Genomic DNA, 25,357 nt, shown 5'->3' on the forward strand with positions numbered 1-25,357 from the left:
ATATAGTAAACTAGGAGTATGATAAATCGAAAAGCGGAGGGCATATGAGAGAACTATTTATCTATGATGAAAGGCTCGGCATCTCCATTCCTGATTTGAATCTGGAGTGGGATGAATATACAAAAGGCGAACAGCAGCAAATACTCGTACATTGGGAGAATATCAGGGGAAGCATTCCGGACCGCATCAAGGAACTGGAATCCACGATAAACCGAAAACAGTTTCGGCTCTCCGATGAGAGTAATTTCGCCAAATCATGCCAGCTCAATTCCGAAATTGCGGAACTTGCTTCCATCATCAATGATTTATGGCTTTGGTATCGTGCCAATCAAGCCGTGACGGAAAAGATGCATAATTAAGGCCTATTCCATGCAAAAAAAGCCACAGTTTAAAACTGTGGCTTTTTTTGCATCCCTCTTATAAATCCTTGCGAAGTTCACCGACGACATGTCCCAATTCCGGAAGTATCAATTTATTCATTGCAAGCCGAACCGCCCCTGATGAACCTGGGGTGGAAAAAACCGCTTTGTTGTTCACGACTCCGGCAATTGCCCTGGATAGCATGGCAGCCGCCCCGATATCCTCTTGATAGCTGAGCATACGGAAAATCTCGCCAAAACCGGGTATTTCCTTGGTCATCAATTCTTTGACCGCCTCGATCGTTACATCCCTTTTGGCGATGCCAGTGCCCCCATTTGTTAATATGACATCAACCATGCCGCTTTGACTGCCAGAAGTGACCGCATCCTGAATCGCCTTCCGCTCATCCTTAACGATTACATATTCCGTCACTTCATGACCACTCGATTTCAATAATTCCTTCATCAATGCCCCGCTTTTATCCGTTTCTTCATCGCGGGTATCGCTGACGGTTATCACCATGCAGCGAACTGCCTCCGTGACGGCTTTTTTATGATTCTTGACACTCATTCTCCATCAGCCTTCTTTTCCAGTAAATAACGATATTGATAGAACTTCTGGGCAAATTCACTGACATTCCGGGTCATTTGATAATTGGATCCAGCCCCGATGGCCATGCTGATGAACGGTATGCCCCGAACCAGTTTTTTGCGGAAAACGGCAATGGATAATGCTTTCAACAGCTGCTTGAGCGGCTGTTCCATCCATGTAGGGTTTGTCAATTCTTCGATTCCTAAATAAAAATAGTCATCTTCTGCTGTCTGTACCTCACGGATCAATTCTTCCCAGGCTATTCCTTGGAGCCTCTTTGGCATCGCTCCTGCATTGAATACCTTAAGGGCCAGCATCATTTCAAACGGTGTATTCACCTCGACACCATAAGACATCGCAATCAGCTGTACGATCCTGACATTGATGACGGTCATGGCCGGAATATCGCTCCCCAGCAAAAGCAGGCCTCCTGATCCGCTCATCCCGCCTTGTGCAAAAGAATATAAGCGATGCTTAGCAATATGCTGATTGGCTATGTAATTCAACTGGTCGATCGATAAGTGATTCAAATCACTCAACGTTTCGATTTCTTCATTAAACACGCGCGCAGATGCTAAAATCCGCTCTCTTGCATCTATTTGAACTTGTGAGCTCTGAACCATGGCATGTAAATGAAAAAGCCAAGTATCAAGCTTTTCAAAAAACTGTTGTTGGACGTTTTCCGGTAGCAGGGCAAACCCCTGCTCCAACCATTTATCATACAATGCAGCAAGATCCGTTGGCTCATATTGATAGAGTTTTTCCTGCCATTCACTAATTTCATTCCAAACTTTCATTTCCCGGTTCGTGAATTCCATGCATCAAGCCTCCTATGTACAGAATTGGTGGATTCTCCCTTAAGTATACCATAGAAGGGAGCATTTCTGAGAATGGATGATGGCGATCCGGCGTTCAAGGGTATGGATTGCCAATACATAATATCAACGAGAAGTCGAATTCCGCTGATGAAAATTGATAAACTTCATTCACTGGAAAGACCCCCTTACCAGAGAGATAAGGAGATCATTATAAAAAAACAGGAAGTCATGCTTTCCAGGTTTCTTTCAAAGCTATTTTCACGGTATCCCTGACAATCATGATTTCTTCATTGGTTGGGATGACCATGACTTTGACAGGGGAATAAGGTGTATTGATGAACGCTTCCTTTCCCTTGGTATGATTGAGATCCTTATCCCAATATACCCCCATGAATTCAAGTCCCTCCAAGATACGCCCTCTAATTGTTTGACTGTTTTCACCGATGCCCGCTGTAAAAATGATGCCGTCCACACCTCCCATTTTAGCTGAATAGGAGCCAATGTACTTGTGAATCCGATCTGCAAATACTTTAAGTGCGAGTTCAGCCCGCTCATTTCCTTTATCCGCTTCAACTTGAATATCGCGCAGGTCGCTGGAAAATCCGGAAAGGGCTAGCATGCCGCTTTTCTTATTCAGGACATCCAGCACTTCATCTGCAGTTTTTCCCGTCTTCTCCATGATATAAGGAATCAGTGCAGGGTCGATGTTCCCTGACCGCGTTCCCATGGTAACACCTGCCAAGGGAGTAAACCCCATTGATGTATCAATCGATTTGCCTCCCTTTATGGCAGTAATGCTTGCACCATTCCCTAAATGGCAGGATATCAATCGAAGCTGTTCAATTGGGCGGCCAATCATTTCGGCAGCACGCTGCGATACATATTTATGTGAAGTACCATGAAACCCATACTTCCTAATTCCGTACTTTTCATAATATTCAAGAGGTAAGCTGTACAAATAGGAACCTGCTGCCATCGTTTGATGGAAGGCCGTATCGAATACCGCAACCGCTGGCACATCATCAAGTATTCGCCTGAAGGCTTGTATCCCGGTGATATTGGCAGGATTATGAAGGGGCGCCAACTCGGAAAGCTTTTCGATTTCCTCTATTACATCCTCCGTGATCAAGACCGAGTCACTGAATACCTCGCCGCCATGCACCACCCGATGCCCTACGCCATCTATCTCTTCAAAGGAGTCAATGATTCGATGGTCAATCAGCTTTTTCAATAAAAGCCCTACAGCTACTTCATGATTGGGTATATCCACCGTTTCAGAAACCTTTTCGCCTTCGACGCTTAAAGTGAATGCGGCATTTTTCAAGCCGATTCTTTCTACAAGACCTTTTGTAATTACTTTTTCACTAGGCATCTCAAAAAGCTGAAACTTCAATGAAGAGCTGCCCGCATTAATAGCCATGACTTTTGACATCGATCCTGCTCCTTTACTCTAAGTTACATATTCATCTCAATGAAACGTGCTGTGTATAGTACAATCTTATCATGGCATGCGATTACAACCAAATGATAACGAAGAATTGCAATAATCATTCCTTCAAAAAAAAATGAAAGCCAATGCCTGCGGCATCAGCTTTCATTGATTATTTTTCCTCTTTAAACCAATCATCCATCTGTTGCATGACAGACCTTGTCGCTTCGAAATCCGACAACTTCGGAAGTTGTACAAGCAATGCCTTCTTCGGAGCTTCGATCCCCTCTTTTTTCTTTTGAAGGATCAGGATGCTTTTGGCAGCCGATTCATTCTTGAACATGGAAAGCGGCAGTTGCACCATCCCTTGGATATGTGTATGCTTCTTCAGGAAATCATTGAGTTTCGGAGCTTCCTCCGAGACGAACAGGTTATTCGGGACAATGAAGAATAGGTGTCCGCCATCCTTCGCGTGTTTAACACCTTGTTCAATAAACAAATGATGTGCATACGAATGTCCCTTGTCGGCCTTCAATTCATATTCAGCTGCACGCACATCATTCGGGTAATAACCAATCGGCAAATCACTGACCACAACATCTGAAGGATCGATGAAAAGTGGCTCCAAGCTGTCCTGATTGAAAAATTCCAGTGGATGTTCTTGCAGGTTGGCACCAGCATAAGCAAGCCTGATCAAGGTTTCATCAATCTCGACACCATATGAAGCGATGTTCTTATCAGTAAGCTGATTCATGATCGCAAATAGTAAGTTCCCTGTCCCAATGGCTGGATCGAGCATGACTATCTCTTTTTGGTCCTTGGTGAATTTACCGACTAAATAGCTGACGAACATGCCGACTGCATCAGGAGTCATATGATGATTCGGCTGAACGCTCTGCTGCATGCCTTTTAAAATGGCAAGCTGATACGCTTTACGGATTGCTTCCTTCTCATATTTCTCTGGTGAAAAATCTGCATAATGCTTCGCTAACCTTTTCTTCGATACTTCACTTATTTCATCCTGCAGGACTTTCCCTTGGAAGAAATTCTCGCCCGTTTCGCCCAAGGCGTCCAGATACGTACATGATAGTTCACTTTGCAATATTTGAGCTGTTTCATCAAATTCATAAAATAATTGTTCAACTGGGGTAGACTTCACTTATTAATTCCTCCTGTTTGCTTCTGTCCCTATTTTAAAGGTAAGAAGAAAGAGATACAAGCCGTACGTCCTGCTCATCATTCTTCGATTATTTAACTTACCGTTTTCCGTTTGATAAGGAATCTCTCGCCCACTCCCTTTTCAAAATTTTAACCATGAGTAAGTAAAAGGAAAATTAAATACAAGGTGTAAAATTTGGACGTTGATTTCCACTTCAGGCACTCGCTTTCCGCGGGCGGTCGGGGAGCCTCCTCGGCTTGCGCCTGCGGGGTCTCCCTAGACACGCTTTTCCCGCAGGAGTCTCGTACCTTACGTTCCATTCAACTTTGTTTTGAAATTAGATGGAAACTCTTTTGTTTAAAACGGGTTGTTTTGTTGCCCTGTAATTTTTTATTACTTGGATAGGCTCAATGAAGGCCCAAACAGAATACCATGCATGAGGTGGTGATTATATATGGATAATCAATATCAAAACTATCATGAGCAGGTTAATCCGATAAATCAGCAACATGATATTCAGTCAGCAGATGAATTTAACAGGCAACAGCAGGGGTTTCAACAAGGTTTTCGCCAAGGATTTCGTCAAGGGTATCGACAAGGGTATCGACAAGGATATCGAGAAGGATTTCGAGCAGGGCAACAAGCGGGGTTTTTCCCAGGACCAAGACAAATGCCATCGTGGCCTAATGAAATTGACATAAGAGTTGGAACACCTAATGGTCAGGAATGGTCTGGCAAGGTTGTTTTACCACAAAATGGTCCGACATTCGAGCCTTAACTGAATCCAGATATAATAAATGATACCCTTCAATTGAAATGAAATGTATCGATCGACACAACTTTCCAATGAACATTAAATCCTAAAAAGGACCTGTCCACTTCAACGTCATGGTTTTTATCAACAAGAAAATCAACATTATAACAAAAAACCGGGCACATTGTGCCCGGTTTCTTAAATTCGCATCTTATTTTGCCGCTTTCGCCGCTTCGATTGCACCTTCGTAATTTGGATGGTTCGTACCTTCACTCACATATTCTACATATGTGATTTCATCAGAGCTGTTCACAACGAATACAGAGCGAGCCAATAGACGAAGTTCTTGCATGACGACACCATATGCTTCACCGAATGAAAGGTCACGGTGATCGGAAAGAACTTGAACATTGTCCAAGCCGCTGGCAGCACACCAGCGTTTTTGCGCGAAAGGAAGGTCGTTACTGATCGTCAGTACTTTCACATTATCCAATTTTGCCGCTTCTTCGTTGAATTTACGTGTCTGTGCATCACATACGCCTGTATCCACGGATGGAACAACGCTGATAATGCGGACAGAACCTTTGGAGTCGCTTAAAGTAACCGGTGATAAGTCATTAGCCAATACTGTAAAATCAGGTGCTTTGTCCCCAACTTTTAGTTCTTGTCCCACTAAAGTGATCGGGTTGTTTTTAAATGTAACTGAAGCCATTAATAATTCCTCCCTTTTCTGCTATATGTACAAGCATAATAATATTTGTTTTTCCGGAATTTTGCAATTAATTGAATCAGGAAATGTGAATGATGCTTGCACAAGTTCGCCATCCGAGCTTTTTTCGGTAAAGGAAGAATGCAGCAAAAAGAAAAACTCGGCGGATGCCGAGTCGCAATTAGAAGTCTATATCCTGTTTAGGTTCTTGGTACCTGTTTACAGCTGGTTGACTGCCGCCTTGGTATTGATTATTTCCTTGGTTTTGATTATTGCCTTGCTTTTGATAATTGTCTTTCTTGGATAGCATGGACTGAATCTTATCGACGACTTGAGGAGCTAAATCCATCATTTTTTCTAGAAGGTGCGTCCCTTCATCGAGATGAATCATTTTCACTCCATGGGAACCGACAATCAAAAAGGCAATTGGTGTTATGGAGACCCCACCACCGCTACCGCCGCCAAAAGGCTGCTTGGAACCGCCTTGCTGTCCCTGATGGTTTCCATCCATCACAAATTCGCTGCCACCGGCTGCAAAGCCAAACCCCACTTTGGATACAGTTAAAATGACACTTCCATCCGGAGTTTCTACCGGATCCCCAATGATCGTGTTCACATCGACCATTTCTTTAAGATTTTCCATCGCTTCTTTCATTAAACCTTGGATCGGATGATCTGACATTTAAATTCCCTCCACTCTAGAACGATTGTTTATTGGAATCACCTAATAGCTTCGCTAATTTCCTCGACTTGAAATGCGGCTTTCCGCCTTTCCAATAACGAAGCAGTTTTATTCCAGTCACCATAGCCTGCCCGATTCTGAATTGTAATATGCAGGAAATCGACGTATTTGCCTGCCATCTCTGAAAGTCGGGTGTAATGGAATAGGAGGGCATGATCCGAAAGTTGAAATAGGTTGTCAGCAAACCGATGATTGAACCTTTAAGTGCCCAGCATGCACCAGTTAAAACACCGGTGTGTGCAGCGTTTTTAGTACCGACCTTACTATGCCAGGTGAATTTTTTGACTTGGACTTTCCCAGCGAATTGACGGACGATCTTATGGAATCCGATTATATGCTGAAGCGTTTCCAGAATGTCTGCGAATCCGTCCCGCAAATCTTCGGCTGTGATTTTTTTCTTTTCTTCCTTATTAGTTTTTCCGTTCATTTCTTGCTCTTCCTTTACCATTACGGTTGCCGAGTCATCTTCCATTTTCATGACCGGAACCTTGAATGTATAGTGAAAAAGCCCGTACCAAGCTGATAATTTAATATGTATTAGGTCATTCGTCTGGACACGTTTGTAGTCGATGGACACTTTTATTTTAGTGAAAACAACAAAAAGCAGCACCAAAATGAGGATACCAATAATCAACAAAAGCCACTTCATGCACCCACACCCCTTCAGCCTATCATTATCGGCATATGCAAAAAAAATAAACCTGCAAAAGCGAAAATCACGCTCTTACAGATTTATGAATGGAAGAAATCATCTTCTGATCAACACAACGCCCGTGTCAGCAAAGATATCATGCAAAGCCTGTTTCTTCGGTAATAGGCCTGCCAAGAGATAGCCAATCCAGGTTACTTTTGAAATATAGCGGCCAATCAGCTCCCTGAACAATATCGTGCTCCATGAAATGGTTTTTTTCTCTTCCTTCAAGGCAACGACTTTCAGTCCAAAAATCATCTTGCCAAGGGTTTGATTCAAGAATTTGGTCATCAATACAAAGTATAAGAAAAATACGATCCCCGTTAAGAAGCCCTCTGCGGAGAACCAGAGGTCATCAGTCCCTTCATAAAATTTAAAGATGGGATGAATCAAAATCCGGTTCAAGCTTCCGATAACCAATAGATCGGCTAAATAGGCCCAAAACCTCATCCAAAAACCAGCAAAATGCACTTTTTTGACTTCATCATCACCCACAGCCTTTTTGGCTGATGTAAATTCCTGCTGAACGGGAACCTCTTGATCTGCCATTAGATTGGATGAAGCGATTTGTTCATTGTTTTCATTTCTTTCCGTCATCCTTCAGCCCCCCTATTCCGCATACAAATACATTAAGCGTGGAGAATTTGAAGAGGAAAGGATTTTTGTCAAGACTGCCGTTTCCACATCATTTCCCAACATTTTTTGCGCACCCATACTGAATAATGAACCGAAACCTGCCTCATCTGTATAACGGATAACTTGAGCATCCTTTTTACCGATATCCGTTTTCATTGCGGCAATTACATCATCCAAATGGCCGAAATCATCGATTAGATGGTTTTCTTTAGCCTGACGTCCATCATAAATGCGTCCATCGGCAATTTCCCTTACTTCCTTCTCTGTCATTCCGCGTCCATCAGCAATGACTTTTACAAATTGATCATAAGAATTATTAATCATATTCTGCAGTATTTCACGTTCTTCCCCAGTCATTTCCCGGGTTGGACTCATAATATCTTTGTGTGGTCCGCTTTTGATTGTTTCGAACTCGACACCATACTTCTTGGCCAGCTTCTCGTAATTATACCCATGCATGATGACTCCAAGTGAACCCGTCATCGTTTCTGGGCTGGCATAAATCTTGTCGGCTGGTGCAGAAATATAATATCCGCCTGAAGCAGCCATAGACCCCATTGATACATAAACAGGTTTTTTCACTTTCTTGATATCAAGGATCTTTTCATGAATCTCTGCACTTTCGACAACACCGCCGCCTGGAGAATTTACTCGAAGGATAATCCCTTTGATATCATCATTTTCCTCTGCCATCTTCAGCTTATCCATGAAGGCACGGTGATTATATGTTGCTGAACTAAGTAATGAGGCTTCTCCTGTATCTTGAATCGTGCCCTCTACATCAAATACGGCAATAACATTAGTGTAATCATCGCCTTCAATGACTTCCTCGTAAAATGCACTTTCGGAAGCAAATAATTCATCAATGATATTTTCCGTATCCGCTGTAAATAGAGTAGTGGCCGCCCCTACAGCAATAGATACAAAAAATAAAACGGCTGCGATTCCAAGTGCAGCCCAACGCTTTCCATTCATCTGTTTTCCCCCTTAAATATATGTATCCTTCTTACCATACGAACTAATACCAAAAATGTTTCATTCCATGATAAACTAAGACATATAAAATTGTAGCAAAGAATCCTCAAATTGGAAATGCGTTGGTCCATTTTGCACAAATTGCATTTATTGTAAACAGGGTTTAGAAAGCCCTTTCATCACCATACATACTAGGGGGGAAACGATGAACACTCGAAGGAATATTTATTTTTTCCATGCACCGAATGAAGAGATGCTCAGCAAGGTTGAATACTTATCAGACTTGGCGAAGCAACATTCGTATGAAGTCATCCAGGATTTCACAAAAGCGAACATCATCGTAAGCATCGGTGATGACGGCACATTCCTGCAGGCAGCCCGTAAAACCGGGTTCAGGGATGACTGTTTATATGCGGGCATTTCCACGACAGGTAACTTGAATATGTATTGCGATTTCCACTTGGAAGACAGTGATAAAATGATTGATGCCATGACAAGGGAGCAAATCGAGGTGCGTAAATATCCAACCATCTCTATCCAATTGGACGATCAGCCCTCCTTCTATGCCCTTAATGAACTCAGTATCCGCTCTTCGATCACCAAAACGTTCATCATGGATATTTTCATTGATCAACTCCATTTTGAAACTTTTCGCGGGGACGGGATCATCATTGCGACTCCGACCGGAAGCACCGCCTATAATAAATCGGTCAATGGGGCCGTTGTCGATCCCCTTCTCCCTTGCTTCCAAGTGAGCGAGCTTGCTTCCGTCAATAATAATACCTATCGGACCCTAGGCTCCTCATTCATCTTAAGCGGTGCTAAGACGTTGACCGTCCACCTTGAACAAAACGGACCAAGCTATCCGATCGTCGGAATGGACAATGAAGCGTTAAGCATCAATCATGTCGAAAAGGTAAAGGTCCGGTTAAGCGGTAAGGTCATCAAGACCGTTAAGCTAAAAGACAATTCCTTTTGGGAAAAGGTTAAAAGGACCTTTCTCTAAACGAAAAAAGGTACCGGATATGATAACCGGTACCTTTATATATGATAAAAATCTTTCGTATTTTGATAAAGGGCTTCATAGACATCCTCAATCGGCAATCCTTTAATCGAAGCAATTTGACGCACACTTTCATGCATCATGCCAGGATGGGTCCATTCCCCATTGAAAACCCCTTCAAACGGCCATGGTCCATCCGTTTCTATCATCATCAGCTTAAGTGGATAGGCCGAAACTAATTCCTGTATTTCCCTCTCATAACAAACATCAGGTGTAATCGAAATGCGGTAGCCCTTTTCGGCCATTCTTTCAACTGTCCGGATATCGCCTTTAAACCAATGAAAGTGCGCCCTTGTAATTTGATGCTTATCCAAAAGGTCGCAAACGATAGGTGCATCGTCATGAACGGCATGAAGGATAACCGGTTTTTCAATCTCTTTAGCTAAGGTCAGGAACCTCTCCAGTATCACTATATATGCTGTGTTATCAATATTGGGGTTTTCCTGCCTTAGGTAATAGGGCAGCCCAACCTCGCCTATGGCAACCATATCGTGACGATGTTCCCGCATCCAGCTCAATAATTCATACACTTCTTCATCACACGGGAGGGGCTGCTCTGGATGAAAACCAAAGGCAGGCTTAATTCGTGAATCTTTAAGTGAAAGCTGATAATTGTTAATCGAAGAAGCCAAATTCATGGAAACAGTCAGCAAAGATTCCAACTGAACCTTTTCCATGTCTTTCAGGATCTGCTTCCGCTTAACAATTTCATACTTATCCAAATGGATATGGCTGTCGATGATTCTCAAATGGTATCGCTTCCTTACTTAAGTAGTGAAAGTTGGCTTGAGTGCTGCATATAATTCTCTCTTCAAATGAATAAATTCATCACTGAGAAGCTGTTCTTCTCTTCTTGGCCTTGAAAATGGAACTTTCACTTCTTTGATGACAGCAGCCGGTTTTGCTGATAACACATAAATTCTATCTGATAGGAAAACCGCTTCATCTATGCTGTGAGTGACAAAAAGCACCGACCTCCGATTTTCTTCCCAAACCGACAACAGCCATTGTTGCATTTGCAATCTTGTCAGTTCATCCAAGGCAGAAAAGGGTTCGTCCAGGCACATCAAGTCCTGAGGACTTAAGATACTCCGAATGAATGCGGCCCTTTGCTTCATGCCTCCAGATAATTCATGGGGATATGCTTTATCGTATTCTTCTAAACCAGCTTTCATCAAAAGGTTTTTTGCCTTTTCTTTATCTCTGGTACCAGCAAGTTCACTTCCAAGCAAAACATTTTCCAATACCGTTCTCCAAGGTAAAAGGGAAGGCTGCTGAGGCATATAGCTGATATGTCCCTTTAAGCCATTTATCTTTTTACCATCCAATGAAATGATGCCATGATCAGGCTTCAAAATTCCGCCGATCAAGTGGAACAATGTACTTTTACCGCTTCCCGATGGCCCAAGGATCGTAACGAATTCCCCATCATTCACATGGAAATTCATATTCTCCAATATATTCTGCTTACCATCGAAAGAATAGGAGACGTCTTTAATTTCCAGCTTCACCCTTTTCGCCCTCCTTTCTCTTCCAAGAAACCAAGTATTTCTCCAAGAAAGTGATGATTCCAAAAAAAATCAGGCTCATTCCCATAATGATGAAAATGGCTACAAACACCCGATCTGTCCTGAACGCTGAAGAAGCGAGAGTCATATAAACACCAATCCCCGATTTTGCCCCAAGCCATTCCGAAATAACCGCACCCATTACACTATAGGTAGCCGAAATTTTCAGGCCGGAGAAAATGAACGGGATCGAGTGAGGAAGTTCCAGCTTCCAAAATAACTGGTTTTTCCCCGCTCCCATCATCTTTAAATAATGCTTAAGCTCGTATGGTGTCTGGCGAAAACCGTCCAATGATGCGACCGCAACCGGAAAAAAACATACAAGTGAAATCACGATTAACTTAGGCAGCATGCCAAAGCCAAACCAGATCACCAAAAGCGGCGCCAAAACAATGATAGGTATATTTTGTGATAGTATGAGCAGAGGATAAACCGCGTCCTTCACACCTGGAAATAGATGTAGGATTGCCGCGATCAATAAGCCGATGCAGCTTCCAATAAAAAAACCTGACAACGCAAGCTCGGTTGTGGATATAAGGTGTCCGTAAAGATTGCGGGACGACTCAATTCCTTCAATGAAAATGGCCGATGGAGCGGGAAGCAGCCATTCTTCAACTTTCAATAAGACTGTCACTGACTCCCATACAATCAGCAACAATAATAAAAGAAAGAAGGGAGCCCCCTTCTTCCAAATTCCCCTTCCGATCATGCCCGATATTTCTCCGTTAACGTATCCATCGTAATCCCGCTTGGCTGATATAATATTTTCACTTGGGAAATGACATTCGGCGATCCTATTTCAATCATTCTTACATTCATTTTTTCTATCACGGCAAAAAGCTCGGAAAGCTCCCCCTCCATTGTCGTTTCAAGCGGGTGAACCTCATACTTGACACCTGATTCTTCAATGATCTTGATTGCTTCATCGACCATAGGGATGACATTTTCCCCTTTAGGAATAATTTGTATACTAATTAATGAATTGGCCATTGTATTTCCTCCTATTTTGGTAAAAATTCATTGGTAAATGCCTTTTCAGGATCGAAATCACCTTCAAGAAGCTTATTTTCAGTCATCCACTCACTGTAATTCTTCCAAATTTCAAGCTTTTGTTCACCCCATCGCGGAGCATCATCCTGATACTTGGCTGCAAGCCACTCCTGGCTTTTCTTCACTAGTTTTGGATCAAGATCCGGTTCAGACTCAATTAAAATATCTGCTGCATCATCAGGATTCTTAATCGCAAACTGGTACCCTTTCGAAGCTGCATGAACGAATGCTTTAACAGTCTCGGGATCTTCTTTTATCATCTTTTCATTTGTAGTCAAAACAGGCGTATAGTAATCAAGCTTATCAGAGTATTCGGTTAAGTACACCATATTAAGCTTTTCATTTCGCAACTCAGCCTCAATGCCTGTCCAACCATAATAAATCCAGGCAAAATCTATATCCCTTTTAACCGAAGTGAAAAAATCCATGTCTCCTGTATTGACTATGTCCACTTCATTTACATCCGCATTTTCCTTTTTCATGAGTGAATCAATAATGGCCTTTTCAACCGGAGATCCCCAGCCACCATACGTTTTCCCTTCAAAATCTTTGGGAGTCGTAATGTCCTTAGCCTCAGGGGAAGCGAATCCCGAAGTATTATGCTGGATGACGGCAGCTACCGAAACAATCGGCACACCCTGTACGCGGGCCTGCGTTATGCCCTCTTGATAGCTCACGCCAAATTCAGATTTCCCTGAAGCGACAAGCTTATCAGCTCCTGCTTCACCTGGCATGATAATTTCCACATCAAGACCTTGTTCTTTAAAATAACCTTTTTCCTTGGCTACATACAATCCTGTATGGTTTGTATTCGGTGTCCAATCGAGCACGACCGATACCTTCTTTAATTCTTCATTTTTAGATGCTTCTTCTTTTTCATTAGTTCCGCCTGCTCCGCATCCAGCTAAAAGGAAGAACGAAGTTAACAGTGGTAAGAATTTATTCAAGTCATTATCCTCCTACACATCTTATAAAATTCATATGCCGGAACCATAATAGGGCTCCAGGGCTATTCAAATACTGGATAAAAAAGCAAAAAACGCCCGAAGATGAATTCGGACGTTAACATACAAAACAGGAAATCAGTCATAATATGTTCCCTCCGCTGGCATCACCCAGATCAGGTTCAAAGAGTCAGCATCTAATGGATGCAATCTCAGCCAGCAGTACTGGCCCCCCTACATTTCTCGCACATATGAACTTTTCTCTCTCATTATATCAATTCATGGGGAAAAAGGAATACTAATTTGCTTCTTCTCTCTAATTGGAAAGGTATTCCTGGCACTTCAGGATATCTTGCAAATATCTTTTGGAACGAAAATCATTGAAAGCAAAATAATTCTGCCTCTTTCCGTTCCAATATTTCTTGGCTGCAACGGCGGCGGACACGTTCCAAATAGTCATTTCTTTTCAAGCATTCATATAATGAGCATTACGTGTAGACATTTTTGTTTACTTGTTTTATTAAACCCTTAATTTCATAAGCAAAAGGTGGATATGTCATGATAAAGATTAATCACAAATGGTTAGATGTCAGTCAAATCCAACCAGGTACAGCCTCTGCCAAATCGCTTGAAACTCTTCAATGCTTGGCGGAAGATTCTAACGTTTTTGAATACCGGAACTTTTGGGATTTTAATTTCGAGATACAGCTGAGGAACCGAGTCATAGAGGCAGCTATTGCGTTGGATAAAAGCGGTCCGGATTTTTCCACACTTGAGGAGTCTCAATCCAATCAACGTTATTGGCACCTTTCAAAGGATGGCACCTTTACCCTTCAGCCAGGGATTCTCCCTCATGCTGCGCTCGTTGACATTTTCATGAATGGAGGGCTTTATGCCTTCGAATGCGGGACAGCAATGATCGTCACTTTTTTAAAGGCGATTTTGGATCTAATCGGCCCTAGGAATTTCGACTATCTTTTTTCAGACCTATTTTTATATGACTTTCGCCCTCCAAGGAATATGGCTCTCATCGTTCACCAAGGAAGGGATTATTCACCAGGTGATTGCGTTTACTTCAAAAACCCTGATCACGACTTGGCAACCCCTGAATGGCAAGGTGAAAATGCCATATTATTAGGGAATAACCTCTTTTATGGCCACGGGATCGGGATTACCACTGCACAGGGAATCATCGATGAATTAAATAGCAATAGAAAGCCATTTGCCACCATATCAGCATTTCTGACAACGCATATCATTTTCCTGGATAGTTCCTTCTATAGACAATTCCAACTAAATAACCCCCGTGCCAAGCCCGATAACAGTCCTGCCAGCCTTTCCAATTGTATTGTTTCTGAAATAGGTTCGAAGATATACCTTTCATGACCCTGGCATTTCGCCTATGCCATAAATCCGTTTTATTGAATATCGACATAAAAAAAATGCTTGGGCAGAAATTTCCCCAAGCATTTTTTTCTTTTCACGCACCAATATTGCCTTTGCCTTTGAACCTGCGGGCACTTGCCTGCCCCCATTTCGTTATGGATAGTGTATAAACAGCCAAGGCTGACCATATGAACAAAAAGGCTAAAAGATGTGCTTTGGTGAAACTTTCATGATAGACGAATACCCCGATCAATAAAGATAAGGTCGGAGCGATATACTGAAAAATGCCTAGCATCGATAACGGGATCTTCTCAGCCCCTTTTGCAAAATATAAAAGAGGCAATGCCGTGGCAATCCCGCCGCCCACCAACAGCAAGCTTGTGCTCCCGTCTGTAAAGAATTGCATTTCCGACCTGTTCATCAAGTAAATCAGGTAACCTAGGGCCAGAGGCGTTACCATCATCGTTTCGAGCGTCAGCCCGATTGCCGATTCGGCCTTGATCATTTTTTTTGCCAGACCGTATAATCCAAAGGTCATGGCCAAAACAAGAGAAATCCACGGGATCGTGCCGAAATGAATGCCAAGTATCAAGACTCCGATTCCTGCAAGCAGGAATGAAATGATTTGGGCCCCGCTCAATTTTTCTTTTAAGACTATCACTCCCAATAGTACACTGACGAGCGGATTGATATAATATCCAAGGCTCGTGTCGAGGATCCGTCCTGAGTTAACGGCCCATATGAACACTCCCCAATTAGCTGTAACAAGCAGTGACGCCGTTAGTAATGCCGTAAAGAGTTTCGGATTGCCCATTATGTTTTTGACATAATCTAGAAACGCCTGCCATTTTTTCATGAACATCAATAAAACCAGCATGAACACGAAAGACCATAATACCCTCTGAGCTAAAATTTCTATTGCACCGACTCCCTGAAGGAACTTCCAGTAAACCGGCACTACTCCCCACATCATGTAAGAAAGGGCTGCATAAATCGCCCCTTCTTTTTGTTGATCCACTTTCATATCAAGCCTTCTTTCCATTTACATTCCTTTATCTAATTCCATCTAACAATTTTGTATTTCCATTTCTTTTTTTGCAACTGTTAATTTTTATCATACATGATTTTGTCATCGATGACCGTCATGACCGCCTCAGCTTTCAGGAGATCATCCGGTGCAACAGCAAAGACGTCCAGATTAAACACGGTAAAATCGGCATCGTACCCTTTATTGATCACACCGCGGCGTTTTTCCTGGCCGATTGCTGCAGCACTCCCTTTGGTATACAATGCGAAAGCCTCGAAAACGGAAAGCCTTTCAGACAAACCATATACGGTACGGTCCTCACTGTTGATTTTCATCCTTGTGACAGCGGCATGAATGCCCAAAATCGGATTTAATGGTTCAATGGGTGCATCCGACCCTCCCGCACAAATGATGCCCATGTTCAAATAGGTTCTCCAGGCATAGGAGGATTCCAATAGATCGGCTGATACCTTTTCTTCCACCCACGGAAAATCGGACGGAACGAACCCCGGTTGAATATCGAAGATTACCGGCAGCTTTGCCGCACGCTCCAAAAGCTCCGGCCGTACAATCTGCGCATGGATGAGCCGGTCCCTCTGTCCCTTTTTCGGGGGGAGGGCTTCAATTGCATTCAATACGTATTCAAAAGCGAGATCGCCAATCGCATGGACAGCAATCGGCATTCCGGCAGCCCTTGCTTTTTTCACCCATTCCTGAAGCTCGTTTTCAGTGAATATCGCGACTCCATTCGTATTCTTTTGATCTACATAAGGTTCGCTCAACAGGGCTGTGCGTCCGCCTAAGGAGCCGTCGGTAAAGATCTTCATGCTGTCGAATTTGATATATCGCGTACCTTTCTGATAGCCGCCGCCTGCTGCCAGCATTTCTTCTAACGCTTCGTGATGGACGAGCAAGTTGGCGCGAAAGGCCATTTCCCGGCCCTCGATTACCGATTTAAACGCCTGATATGTCGGCATGAAGCCATTGTAGTAATGGAGGTCCTCGGTATGACCGCCAGTCAAACCTAGCTTATATGCGTCTTCTATGGCCTCTGTGAGCGCGTTTTCGATATACTCTTGATCAATGCCGGGAAGGCTGTCTAAAATAAGGTTCTGCGCCTGGCTTTCTTTAAATAATCCATTTAAACGTCCGTCAGGATAACGGCAGATCACCCCGCCTGAAGGTTCTTTTATATCTTCTTTAATATCCGCTTCCAAAAGGGCCCGGGAATTGACCACCAAGGCATGACGGCAGACCCTTTTCAATACGATGGGATGATCTGCCGATATCGCGTCAAGCTCATCCCGTAATATCAATTCAGGCCTCGGCCATTCATTTTCATTCCACCCTTCGGCAACGATCCACTTTCCGGCCGGGGTCTTTAAGCACTTTTCCTTCAAGGATTTCATGATCGACTCCCTGCTATCCATCAAAGAGAGGTCTAGACGAAGCAGTCTCTCACCATGTCCGACCAAATGAAGGTGACTATCCACTAATCCCGGCAGCATCGTTTGTCCTTTTAAGTCGATTTCCCTGGAAATATTGCCGGCATATTCATTTTTCAACTGGTCCAGGCTGCCGGTATCAACAATTACCCCCTTTTCAGTGAATACTGCCTCTACTTGATCATTTTCTTTAATCATCGTATAAATCGACCCATTGAACCATAACGTTCCCATTCCGGCTTTACACTCCTTATTAAATGATTGTTACTGTACAGATATGCAGTAAGTGTACCATCTCATAACACGAATTCCCATATTTATGCTTTTACCCAAGTCTCAGTCAATAAAAAAACGCCAGCCTTGAAGGCTGACGTTCATGCATTTCGATCAATTGTTAAGGAGTGCTTCTTCCCTTTTCCGTAAATCCACCCGTTTGATTTTACCTGATGTCGTTTTGGGCAGCTCTTCTAAAAATTCGATTTTCCTTGGATATTTATATGGAGCAGTCAATTCTTTTACGTGCGATTGAAGCGTCTTGATCAAGTCCTGGCTGTTCGGATCGATATCATCCATCAAGACGACATACGCCTTGACCACATTTCCCCTTATTTCATCAGGACTTGCTATAACGGCACACTCTTTAACATATGGATGCTTAACGAGTGCATCTTCCACTTCAAACGGTCCGATCGTATATCCCGAACTGATGATGATATCATCAGAACGACCCTCAAACCAGAAATAACCATCCTCATCCTTTTTCGCTTGATCGCCGGTGATATAATAGTCCCCGCGGAATTGCTGCGATGTCCGCTCGGGATCTTTAAAATATTCTTTAAAAAGAGCAGGTGTATCGACATGTACGGCAATATCCCCCACTACGCCAGGAGAACAAGGTTTACCGGAGTCATCGATGATTTCCACATGGTTGCCCGGAGTCGGTTTGCCCATGGAGCCCAATTTAATTTCCATGCCTTTCGTTACACCAACCAACAAGGTATTTTCGGTCTGTCCATACCCATCACGCACTTCAATCTGGAAATGGTTCTTAAAGACCTCGAACACTTTTTGATTTAAAGGCTCTCCCGCTGATACAGCACTATGAAGATGGGATAAATCATAATCATCAAGGTTATCCACCTTTGCAATCAATCGATACTCGGTTGGTGTACAGCATAATGCATTCACTTTGTAGTCCTGAAGCAGCTGAAGATATTTTTTCGCCTCGAACTTTCCATGATAGGCAAGGCCTGTCGCTCCTGTTCCCAGAACCGCCAGGAAAGGACTCCAGATCCACTTTTGCCACCCTGGGCCTGCAGTTGCCCAAACGACATCCGTTTCGCTGATTCCTAGCCAGTTTGCAGCGGACGTTTTCAAATGGGCATAAGCCCAGCCATGTGTATGGACGACCCCTTTTGGATTTCCTGTCGTTCCGGAAGTATACGATAAGAATGCCATATCCTCACTCTTCGTGTCAGCCATGGTCAGCTGATCGGATTCCTCATCGGCGAGCTCATTCAAATCCAGCCAATTTTCGATTCGTTTTCCGATTGAAAACTTCAGGAGGCTTTCCGCTCCTTCTATTTCATTCAATTCGTCAGTATATTCATGATAACTGATGATTCCTTTGACATCACCATGGTTGACTCGGTACTGCAAGTCCTTCGCACGAAGCATTTCAGAACAAGGGATGACAATCATGCCAATTTTCAATGCTGCTAAATACACTTGATAAGCTTCCACCAAACGGGGGATTATGATGAGGACCGTATCACCTTTACCCAGTCCTTTTTTCTTGAAGGCATTTCCAATTTTATTTGCACTTTTTAATAAATTCTCATATGTAAGTTGTTTTTTATCTCCGGTTTCGTTCTCCCAAAGTACGGCAACTTTACCTGGATCTTTTGCATAACGTTCCATTTCACTCACTAAGTTGTAATGTTCCGGAGCCAATAAGTCTTCACGCTTCATATTCTTCCCCTCCAATTATGAACTCTTAGTACCTACTCATTATACAAGATACTTCTCTAAAATTTCTATTTATTTTTACAAATTAAAAAAGAGAGCGGGTGTAGGAATCCGCTCCCTTAAGCCTGTAGACAATTCCTAAAGTGAGTTTGCCTTCAGTTTTTCTTTTTAAAAATTCCGCTGATTTTCTAAACACGATCCCTCTCCGCCGACTATCTGCCAAGCCTCATCAATGCATGCGCCCATGGGGTCTCAGCTAGCCAGTTATTCGGCAGGAGTGTCGCACATCTCTTCCATCCTTTAAGGAATACTGAAAAAAACTTAAAAGATAAACTAGTCTTAAACATATTCGGGATGAGACCAGCCTGCAGTTTTTTCAAGAAAACATTCCAGTTGATTTCAGAGATCCGCTCCCTTTCCGCCGACTGTCTGCCAAGCCTCCTCGGCGCAAGCGCCTGTGGAGTCTTGGCTAGCCAGTTATTCGGCAGGAATGTCGCAAATCTCTTCCATCCTTTAAGGAATACTAAAAAAACTATGAAGGGTAATCTAGTTTACCTTTAAAATTTTGGTTCGAGGCGAGAGCAATTCGGAACTCCTTTTGCCGGGAAATTGATGGAACTGCCCAACTGTAGACGAATTGGAGATGAGGAGGCAGTTTCCCTACAATGCTTCTTAAAAAAGAAGTTCCAGTGATTGGAACGTAAGGTACGAGACTCCTGCGGGAAAAACGTGGCCAAGGGAGACCCCGCAGGCGAGCGCCGAGGAGGCTCACGGACCGCCCGCGGAAAGCGAGTGCCTGGAGTGGAAATCATTACACATACCCACTTTCAGAGATCCGCTCCCTTTCCGCCGACTATCTGCCAAGCCTCCTCGATGCAAGCGTCTGTGGGGTCTCGGCTAGCCAGTTATTCGGCAGTGTCGCACATCTCTTCAACCCTTTAAGGAATACCGAAGGATAATCTAGTTTACTTTTAAAATTTTGGTTCGAGGCGAGAGCAATTCGGAACTCCTTTTGCCGGGAAATTGATGGAACTGCCCAACTGTAGACGAATTGGAGATGAGGAGGCAGTTTCCCTACAATGCTTCTTAAAAAAGAAGTTCCAGTGATTGGAACGTAAGGTACGAGACTCCTGCGGAAAAAGCGTGGCCAAGGGAGACCCCGCGGAAAGCGAGTGCCTGGAGTGGAAGTCATTACACATACTCCCTTTCGGTGGGGTCTCGGCTAGCAGGAATGTCGCACTTTTTTTCATTCCAATATGTTTCATATTATATAAAACAGTAAAAAATATGTAGTAAAACTAAGTAATTTATTAAATCGGCGTCCACGAATTCAGTCTGCAAACGTAAAGAGAGCGGGTCTTAAAACCCGCTCTCTGTAGCCATATTTATGAAATTATCTGTTGAAACCTCCGCCTAATTGTTGTTCAGCCATTTGAACAAGGCGTTTTGTGATTTCTCCACCAACTGAACCGTTAGCGCGAGATGTTGTGTCGGCACCAAGTTGTACGCCGAATTCTGTAGCGATTTCATATTTCATTTGTTGTAGAGCTTGTTCAACTCCAGGTACCAATAATTCGTTTGAGCTGTTGTTGTTTGCCATGTGTGTTTCACCTCCTTGTGATTATAGAGTGTGTTAAAACACATGGCTTCATTCGCACATTTTTATTGGTAATTAAAGGATACTAGAATAAATCTTCCATCGCTTCTTCCTTATCGAAAGTCTGACCCGGTTTAACCGTTAATATTTCTGTTTCGGAGACCGCTTTTTCAATCAAGGATTCAAAGTCGACGAAACTTTCATAGTAATTGACTTTTTCACGTTTCGGTTTCGTTTTTGGGCTTGCCGGCGTAAAGACCGTACAGCAATCCTCGTACGGCAGATTGGATATTTCAAAAGTATCGAGTTCTCTTGCTATTTTGATGATTTCTGTCTTATCCATGGTAATCAGCGGACGCAGGATCGGTGTATTCGTCACCTCATTGATGGCAAACATGCTGCTCATCGTCTGGCTTGCAACCTGCCCAAGGCTTTCACCGGTGATAAGTGCCATGGCTTCTTCCTTTTCGCGGATGCGATCGGCGACCCGCATCATTAAACGACGGGTTGTAGTCATTGAGTAGTTTTCCGGGATTTGTTTTTGAATCAATAATTGGATTTCCGTAAATGGAACGATATGCACTTTCATGCTTCCATTAATTTCTGCCAGCTTACCTGCCAAATCAATGACCTTTTGACGTGAACGCTCGCTTGTGAACGGCGGGCTGTAAAAATGGATCGCCTCCACGTCCAATCCCCGTTTCATCGAAAGGAAGCCTGCAACAGGGCTATCAATCCCGCCTGAAAGCATCAGCATCGCCTTCCCGCTTGAACCGAATGGAAGACCGCCTGCACCCTGGATGATTTCACCTGTCAAATACACGGCTTCGCGTCTCACTTCCACTAGCAGGTTCAAATCAGGGTTCTTTACATCTACTTTTAAATCTTCTGTATTTCGGAGCAAATGCCCGCCGATTGCCCTGTTAATTTCATCGGTATTATATGGAAAATCCTTATCGGCGCGTTTTGTCGTGATTTTGAACGTGTTTACCTCTTCAAGGGTATGATTAAGGTAATACAATGCGGCCGTTTTCATCACTTCCAGATCACGCTCTATTTTTATTGCAGGGCTTAATGACTGTATACCAAAAATGCCTTTCAATCGGTCAATGACCGGCACATGGTCAGCACCGTTCAGGAGAACGTACATCCGCTCCCGGTTGGCTGTCAGCACTACGCCTTCTATATCTTTTAAACTCCAGCGGATATGTGCCTTCATTTTGTCTACAAAGCCTTTACGGTTTCTTTTTTTAGTGGAGATTTCTCCATAACGGATAATTATATGATCAAATTTCATTTAGCAACCCTCATTATTTTTTCTAAATTAGCGACTATTTTCTGTATCGCCGCCAGAACTTGCTTTGCTTCTTCCATTTCATTTCCATAGGTAGTGCTGATACGGATGACGCTTTCGGAACGAGCCGAATGATGGTACATCGCGTCCACCGTTTTGCTTACCGTCCTTTTTTTCGAAGAACAGGCACTAGTCGTCGAAACAAATATTCCTTCCGATTCCAGTGCATGCAGCAATACCTCGGATTTAAGACCCGGAACGGAAAAATTCACAATATGGGGTGCACCCTCTTCGGGACTGTTAACCAACACCCCGTCCATTTCCTTCAATCCTTTATATAAATAAGTTTTGATTTGCGAAAGCTTATCATGATACAGCAATTGATTGTTCATACTAATACGCAAAGCCTTCGAAAGGGCGACGATTCCCGCAACATTTTCAGTGCCGCTCCTGATTTTCGTTTCCTGATTGCCACCATGGAAAAGCGGGTCGACCCGAACGCCTTCACGAACATACAGGATGCCCGTCCCCTTCAAACCGTGAACCTTGTGGCCGGAAATTGTACATAAATCCACATTGGCTTCACGCAATGATAACGAAACCTTGCCTGCTCCCTGTACATTATCGACATGAAAGAGCACGTTTGGGTATTGTTTTAACAATTTGCCCACTTCAGCAATCGGCTGTATCGAGCCAACTTCATTATTAACATGCATGACGGAAACCAGAATGGTATCCTCCCTCAATGCATCCTTAAGATCGGTTACATCAATTTGTCCAAATTCGTTAACGGGAAGATATGTGATCTCATATCCCATTCTCGTCAATGATTGGCATGCGTCTTCTACAGAAGGATGTTCAATCGCTGTCGTGATTATGTGTTTGCCGCGATTTCCCTGAGCGTGGGCTGCCCCTTTAATGGCAAGATTATTTCCTTCCGTTCCGCCGGAAGTGAAATATATTTCCGAACTCTTCACCTTTAATAAATCAGCAATCTGCTTTCTGGCAGCGGAAAGCAGTTTTTCGGATTGCACCCCAAGTCCATGAAGCGAAGAGGGGTTCCCGAAATAGTCCGAAGTAACCTTCATGAATGATTCGATTACTTCGGGATATGGTTTTGTTGTTGCACTATTGTCAAAATAAATCATGGGTTCACCTTCCATGTTTTTATATCTATGATGGTCACTCTTCTAAATATAAGTTTCAATGTTGCTGTTGCAACTTCTAATATTAACATAATTGAATTTGAAAGAGAATGTAAAACACTGATCCAAGAATGATAGGATACCCGCTTCTTTATATTCCAGAGAATGATTTAACTTCCCACCTAATCTACAAAAAGAAAAAAACCCGCCATGGCGGGTTTTCAGGAAAGGACTTCTTCTATGTTCGCACCGATTTTTCGTAAACTGCCTGGGTCGACCTTTTCTATGGCAGTGGCTGCCGTTTCCAATGCAGCTTGATATTCATAGCTTCGGAATTTCTCTTCGGCTTCCCTTAGGCTCTCGGCTACCATATCGTGGCTGCTTCGATAACGATTTCCGAATTGGATCACCTTTTCGGCCAAATACATATGCTCGATCAATTCTTGGGCTTTTTCGTGGACCTTATCCACCTGTTGAACCGCTTTTTCCAAATAAATATAAACAGCGGCCATCTCAAGCGGCTTTTCTTCAAGTTTACCCTGAACGTCATCCATGCTTTCTTTGGCATCCTGAAGCACCACTTTATACTCTTCTGGAAGACCTGGAATATTGCTTTTTGAAATTAAGCGTCCAGTATCGACCATTTTGCGCTTCAATTCTGCCAGTGAATCCCTGGCATCCATTTCATCTTTTCGTAAAGCCTGTAATTTAACGGTAAAGTCCTTCTGATTTTCCTGTAATTCCTTCAACTGTACTGCAAGCCCCTGCATCTCTTCGCTGATAAGCGAGCTTGCCATCACATTATCCTCCATTTTCAAGACGAGCAATTGATGGCGTTTTGAAATCTGGGCAATCTGCTTTTCCATTTTCCGTTGGGCATCGAGCTCATTTTCCGTCAGATGATACGTGTGTTGAACATGTATGGTTTCAACTTTAAGTTTATCGTTTTCATATTCAAGGTCACTAATCGTTTTCCTGAGAATTTCATCATTTTTCAAGATATACTGTTTTGAAAGTACTTCTTTTTCCAAAAGGTCATAAAGAACCTCGATGCTTTCGCGCATTTCTTTAATGCCTTTTTCCACTGCTTCCGTTTCGGCATTTTCCAATTGTGTTTTATATAGATCCAGTTCTTCCTCAAGCCGTGATATCTCCTGCTCGAATTGGATATGGCTCAACAGGTAACCCTGTCCCGACATCTCCTCATAACCATCCTTCAATTCATTAAGCTGGGAATGCAGCTCGGATTGGCTATCTACCAATAATTTTGGGAGCATTTCCATTTTAACTGACAGAACCGCCAATTTGTCCTTAATGGTGAGAACAAGCTCCCTCGCATTCAAATAATTGCCGTTCACGGTCTCTTCTTCATATTTCTGAAGGATCTGCAACACTTCATCCAAGGAGCTTTCCAGCTTATCAGCCGCTTTCCCATAATTATGCCTGTGTGCAAGCAGGGATTTCTTCAATTGACGGTAGGAATCTTTGATATCCTCAATTTCCAATCGATTCTTTTCCTCACTGCCTACGAGTTCATTCAGTTCGTATAGGATCTTTTTGATCATTTCCTCTATTTCATTCAGCTTGACTGTAATTTTACGCTGTATCTCTTTTGATCGGCTGAAACGGTATTTATCGACGAATTCCTCGGCATCGAATAAAAGCTCTTCGACTTCGGGCATATGATCCGTAATGATGGCATCCCATTCAATGCGCCAGTTTTCGAACATTTCCTCTGTTTCACCTGTCATGTTCAATTGTTTGACTTTAGAAAGCTCTTCCAGCACGGGGCGGTGCGTGATGCTTATTTTCCAGGATTCCAGTCGATCGATTTCTTTAAAATATCTCTTTTTGAAAAAATAACCCCAAATGATGAAAATCAAAATTAATACAATTACCCCAATTATGTAATCCATGGTAAGCCCCCTGTTCTAGTCCTTACAGTCTTGCTATTTATATATGAATTGTAAAAATGTTAAATTTAATGCTTTTATGATACCATGTTA

25 protein-coding genes and 1 riboswitch are annotated in these 25,357 nt (G+C 43.0%); of the genes, 4 read left to right on the forward strand and 21 right to left on the reverse strand.

Annotated features, from left to right (window positions below):
* Positions 1 to 44 precede the first annotated feature (44 nt).
* A complete protein-coding gene (locus NYE65_RS05195) occupies positions 45 to 359 on the forward strand; it encodes a hypothetical protein (protein ID WP_034309161.1) in 315 nt (104 codons plus the stop codon).
* Positions 360 to 417: 58 nt separating this feature from the next.
* Here NYE65_RS05195 and NYE65_RS05200 read toward each other — a convergent pair whose 3' ends face one another.
* The 4 genes from NYE65_RS05200 to NYE65_RS05215 form a co-directional block, all read right to left on the reverse strand.
* The gene (locus NYE65_RS05200) at positions 418 to 930 is read right to left on the reverse strand and encodes a MogA/MoaB family molybdenum cofactor biosynthesis protein (protein ID WP_340859976.1); all 513 of its coding nucleotides are present in this window, start codon (positions 928 to 930) and stop codon (positions 418 to 420) included.
* Complete coding sequence (locus NYE65_RS05205; RefSeq protein WP_048681081.1) at positions 927 to 1,769, reverse strand: EcsC family protein; 843 nt, start codon at positions 1,767 to 1,769, stop codon at positions 927 to 929. The genes NYE65_RS05200 and NYE65_RS05205 overlap by 4 nt, the downstream gene beginning before the upstream one ends.
* A gap of 226 nt (positions 1,770 to 1,995) precedes the next feature.
* Positions 1,996 to 3,201, reverse strand: a complete 1,206-nt coding sequence (locus tag NYE65_RS05210) for an acetate kinase (RefSeq protein ID WP_328176311.1) — start codon at positions 3,199 to 3,201, stop codon at positions 1,996 to 1,998.
* Between the two features lie 169 nt (positions 3,202 to 3,370).
* On the reverse strand, positions 3,371 to 4,357 hold the full coding sequence (locus NYE65_RS05215) for a class I SAM-dependent methyltransferase (RefSeq protein WP_034309170.1): 987 nt from the start codon (positions 4,355 to 4,357) through the stop codon (positions 3,371 to 3,373).
* Between the two features lie 454 nt (positions 4,358 to 4,811).
* Between NYE65_RS05215 and NYE65_RS05220 the strand changes: the two genes are divergently transcribed.
* The gene (locus tag NYE65_RS05220) at positions 4,812 to 5,135 is read left to right on the forward strand and encodes a hypothetical protein (protein ID WP_328176312.1); all 324 of its coding nucleotides are present in this window, start codon (positions 4,812 to 4,814) and stop codon (positions 5,133 to 5,135) included.
* Between the two features lie 187 nt (positions 5,136 to 5,322).
* Here the strand turns inward: NYE65_RS05220 and tpx are convergent, their stop codons facing one another.
* From tpx to sppA, 5 genes are all read right to left on the reverse strand, one after another.
* Entirely contained in the window at positions 5,323 to 5,823 is a 501-nt protein-coding gene (tpx, locus tag NYE65_RS05225) for a thiol peroxidase (RefSeq protein WP_034309176.1), read from the reverse strand.
* A gap of 178 nt (positions 5,824 to 6,001) precedes the next feature.
* Positions 6,002 to 6,502: a GerW family sporulation protein gene (gene ytfJ, locus NYE65_RS05230; protein ID WP_057276717.1), complete on the reverse strand. Its 501-nt coding sequence runs from the start codon at positions 6,500 to 6,502 to the stop codon at positions 6,002 to 6,004.
* A 16-nt stretch (positions 6,503 to 6,518) separates the two neighbouring features.
* Positions 6,519 to 7,211, reverse strand: coding sequence for a DUF2953 domain-containing protein (locus NYE65_RS05235; protein ID WP_328176314.1), 693 nt, complete (start codon positions 7,209 to 7,211; stop codon positions 6,519 to 6,521).
* A 99-nt stretch (positions 7,212 to 7,310) separates the two neighbouring features.
* Positions 7,311 to 7,850: an RDD family protein gene (locus NYE65_RS05240; RefSeq protein ID WP_340859977.1), complete on the reverse strand. Its 540-nt coding sequence runs from the start codon at positions 7,848 to 7,850 to the stop codon at positions 7,311 to 7,313.
* Positions 7,851 to 7,862: 12 nt separating this feature from the next.
* On the reverse strand, positions 7,863 to 8,864 hold the full coding sequence (gene sppA / locus NYE65_RS05245) for a signal peptide peptidase SppA (protein ID WP_063575484.1): 1,002 nt from the start codon (positions 8,862 to 8,864) through the stop codon (positions 7,863 to 7,865).
* Positions 8,865 to 9,069: 205 nt separating this feature from the next.
* Between sppA and NYE65_RS05250 the strand changes: the two genes are divergently transcribed.
* The gene (locus NYE65_RS05250) at positions 9,070 to 9,870 is read left to right on the forward strand and encodes an NAD kinase (RefSeq protein ID WP_034309184.1); all 801 of its coding nucleotides are present in this window, start codon (positions 9,070 to 9,072) and stop codon (positions 9,868 to 9,870) included.
* Positions 9,871 to 9,905: 35 nt separating this feature from the next.
* On the opposite strand, the gene NYE65_RS05255 is transcribed toward NYE65_RS05250, so the two are convergent.
* The 5 genes from NYE65_RS05255 to NYE65_RS05275 are packed head-to-tail and all read right to left on the reverse strand — an operon-like array spanning position 9,906 to position 13,492.
* Positions 9,906 to 10,676: a TatD family hydrolase gene (locus tag NYE65_RS05255; RefSeq protein ID WP_340859978.1), complete on the reverse strand. Its 771-nt coding sequence runs from the start codon at positions 10,674 to 10,676 to the stop codon at positions 9,906 to 9,908.
* A gap of 18 nt (positions 10,677 to 10,694) precedes the next feature.
* Entirely contained in the window at positions 10,695 to 11,432 is a 738-nt protein-coding gene (locus NYE65_RS05260; protein ID WP_054400648.1) for an ABC transporter ATP-binding protein, read from the reverse strand.
* Positions 11,422 to 12,204: an ABC transporter permease gene (locus NYE65_RS05265; RefSeq protein ID WP_340859979.1), complete on the reverse strand. Its 783-nt coding sequence runs from the start codon at positions 12,202 to 12,204 to the stop codon at positions 11,422 to 11,424. Before NYE65_RS05265 ends, NYE65_RS05260 begins: the two co-directional genes overlap by 11 nt.
* On the reverse strand, positions 12,201 to 12,485 hold the full coding sequence (locus tag NYE65_RS05270) for a thiamine-binding protein (RefSeq protein ID WP_034309193.1): 285 nt from the start codon (positions 12,483 to 12,485) through the stop codon (positions 12,201 to 12,203). The genes NYE65_RS05265 and NYE65_RS05270 overlap by 4 nt, the downstream gene beginning before the upstream one ends.
* An 11-nt stretch (positions 12,486 to 12,496) precedes the next feature.
* On the reverse strand, positions 12,497 to 13,492 hold the full coding sequence (locus NYE65_RS05275; RefSeq protein ID WP_340859980.1) for an ABC transporter substrate-binding protein: 996 nt from the start codon (positions 13,490 to 13,492) through the stop codon (positions 12,497 to 12,499).
* A 133-nt stretch (positions 13,493 to 13,625) separates the two neighbouring features.
* Positions 13,626 to 13,735: riboswitch (TPP riboswitch) on the reverse strand.
* A 312-nt stretch (positions 13,736 to 14,047) separates the two neighbouring features.
* Between NYE65_RS05275 and NYE65_RS05280 the strand changes: the two genes are divergently transcribed.
* Positions 14,048 to 14,875 (forward strand): protein-glutamine gamma-glutamyltransferase, encoded by an 828-nt coding sequence (locus NYE65_RS05280; protein ID WP_340859981.1) that lies wholly within the window; start codon positions 14,048 to 14,050, stop codon positions 14,873 to 14,875.
* 94 nt (positions 14,876 to 14,969) lie between these two features.
* Here the strand turns inward: NYE65_RS05280 and rarD are convergent, their stop codons facing one another.
* The 7 genes from rarD to ezrA all read right to left on the reverse strand — a co-directional run bounded on the left by rarD (position 14,970) and on the right by ezrA (position 25,267).
* Positions 14,970 to 15,899 (reverse strand): EamA family transporter RarD, encoded by a 930-nt coding sequence (gene rarD / locus NYE65_RS05285; protein ID WP_048677941.1) that lies wholly within the window; start codon positions 15,897 to 15,899, stop codon positions 14,970 to 14,972.
* An 80-nt stretch (positions 15,900 to 15,979) separates the two neighbouring features.
* A complete protein-coding gene (locus NYE65_RS05290) occupies positions 15,980 to 17,581 on the reverse strand; it encodes an amidohydrolase (RefSeq protein ID WP_340859982.1) in 1,602 nt (533 codons plus the stop codon).
* A 153-nt stretch (positions 17,582 to 17,734) separates the two neighbouring features.
* On the reverse strand, positions 17,735 to 19,318 hold the full coding sequence (gene mbcS / locus NYE65_RS05295; RefSeq protein WP_048677943.1) for an acyl-CoA synthetase MbcS: 1,584 nt from the start codon (positions 19,316 to 19,318) through the stop codon (positions 17,735 to 17,737).
* Positions 19,319 to 20,708: 1,390 nt separating this feature from the next.
* Positions 20,709 to 20,915 (reverse strand): alpha/beta-type small acid-soluble spore protein, encoded by a 207-nt coding sequence (locus tag NYE65_RS05300; protein WP_034309203.1) that lies wholly within the window; start codon positions 20,913 to 20,915, stop codon positions 20,709 to 20,711.
* Between the two features lie 82 nt (positions 20,916 to 20,997).
* Positions 20,998 to 22,209 (reverse strand): tRNA uracil 4-sulfurtransferase ThiI, encoded by a 1,212-nt coding sequence (gene thiI / locus NYE65_RS05305; RefSeq protein WP_034309205.1) that lies wholly within the window; start codon positions 22,207 to 22,209, stop codon positions 20,998 to 21,000.
* Positions 22,206 to 23,354: a cysteine desulfurase family protein gene (locus NYE65_RS05310; RefSeq protein WP_328176322.1), complete on the reverse strand. Its 1,149-nt coding sequence runs from the start codon at positions 23,352 to 23,354 to the stop codon at positions 22,206 to 22,208. Before NYE65_RS05310 ends, thiI begins: the two co-directional genes overlap by 4 nt.
* Positions 23,355 to 23,572: 218 nt before the next feature.
* Entirely contained in the window at positions 23,573 to 25,267 is a 1,695-nt protein-coding gene (gene ezrA, locus NYE65_RS05315; RefSeq protein WP_328176323.1) for a septation ring formation regulator EzrA, read from the reverse strand.
* Positions 25,268 to 25,357: the final 90 nt, after the last annotated feature.

The organism is Peribacillus sp. FSL R5-0717, from assembly GCF_038002945.1.
Classification (GTDB): domain Bacteria; phylum Bacillota; class Bacilli; order Bacillales; family DSM-1321; genus Peribacillus; species Peribacillus frigoritolerans.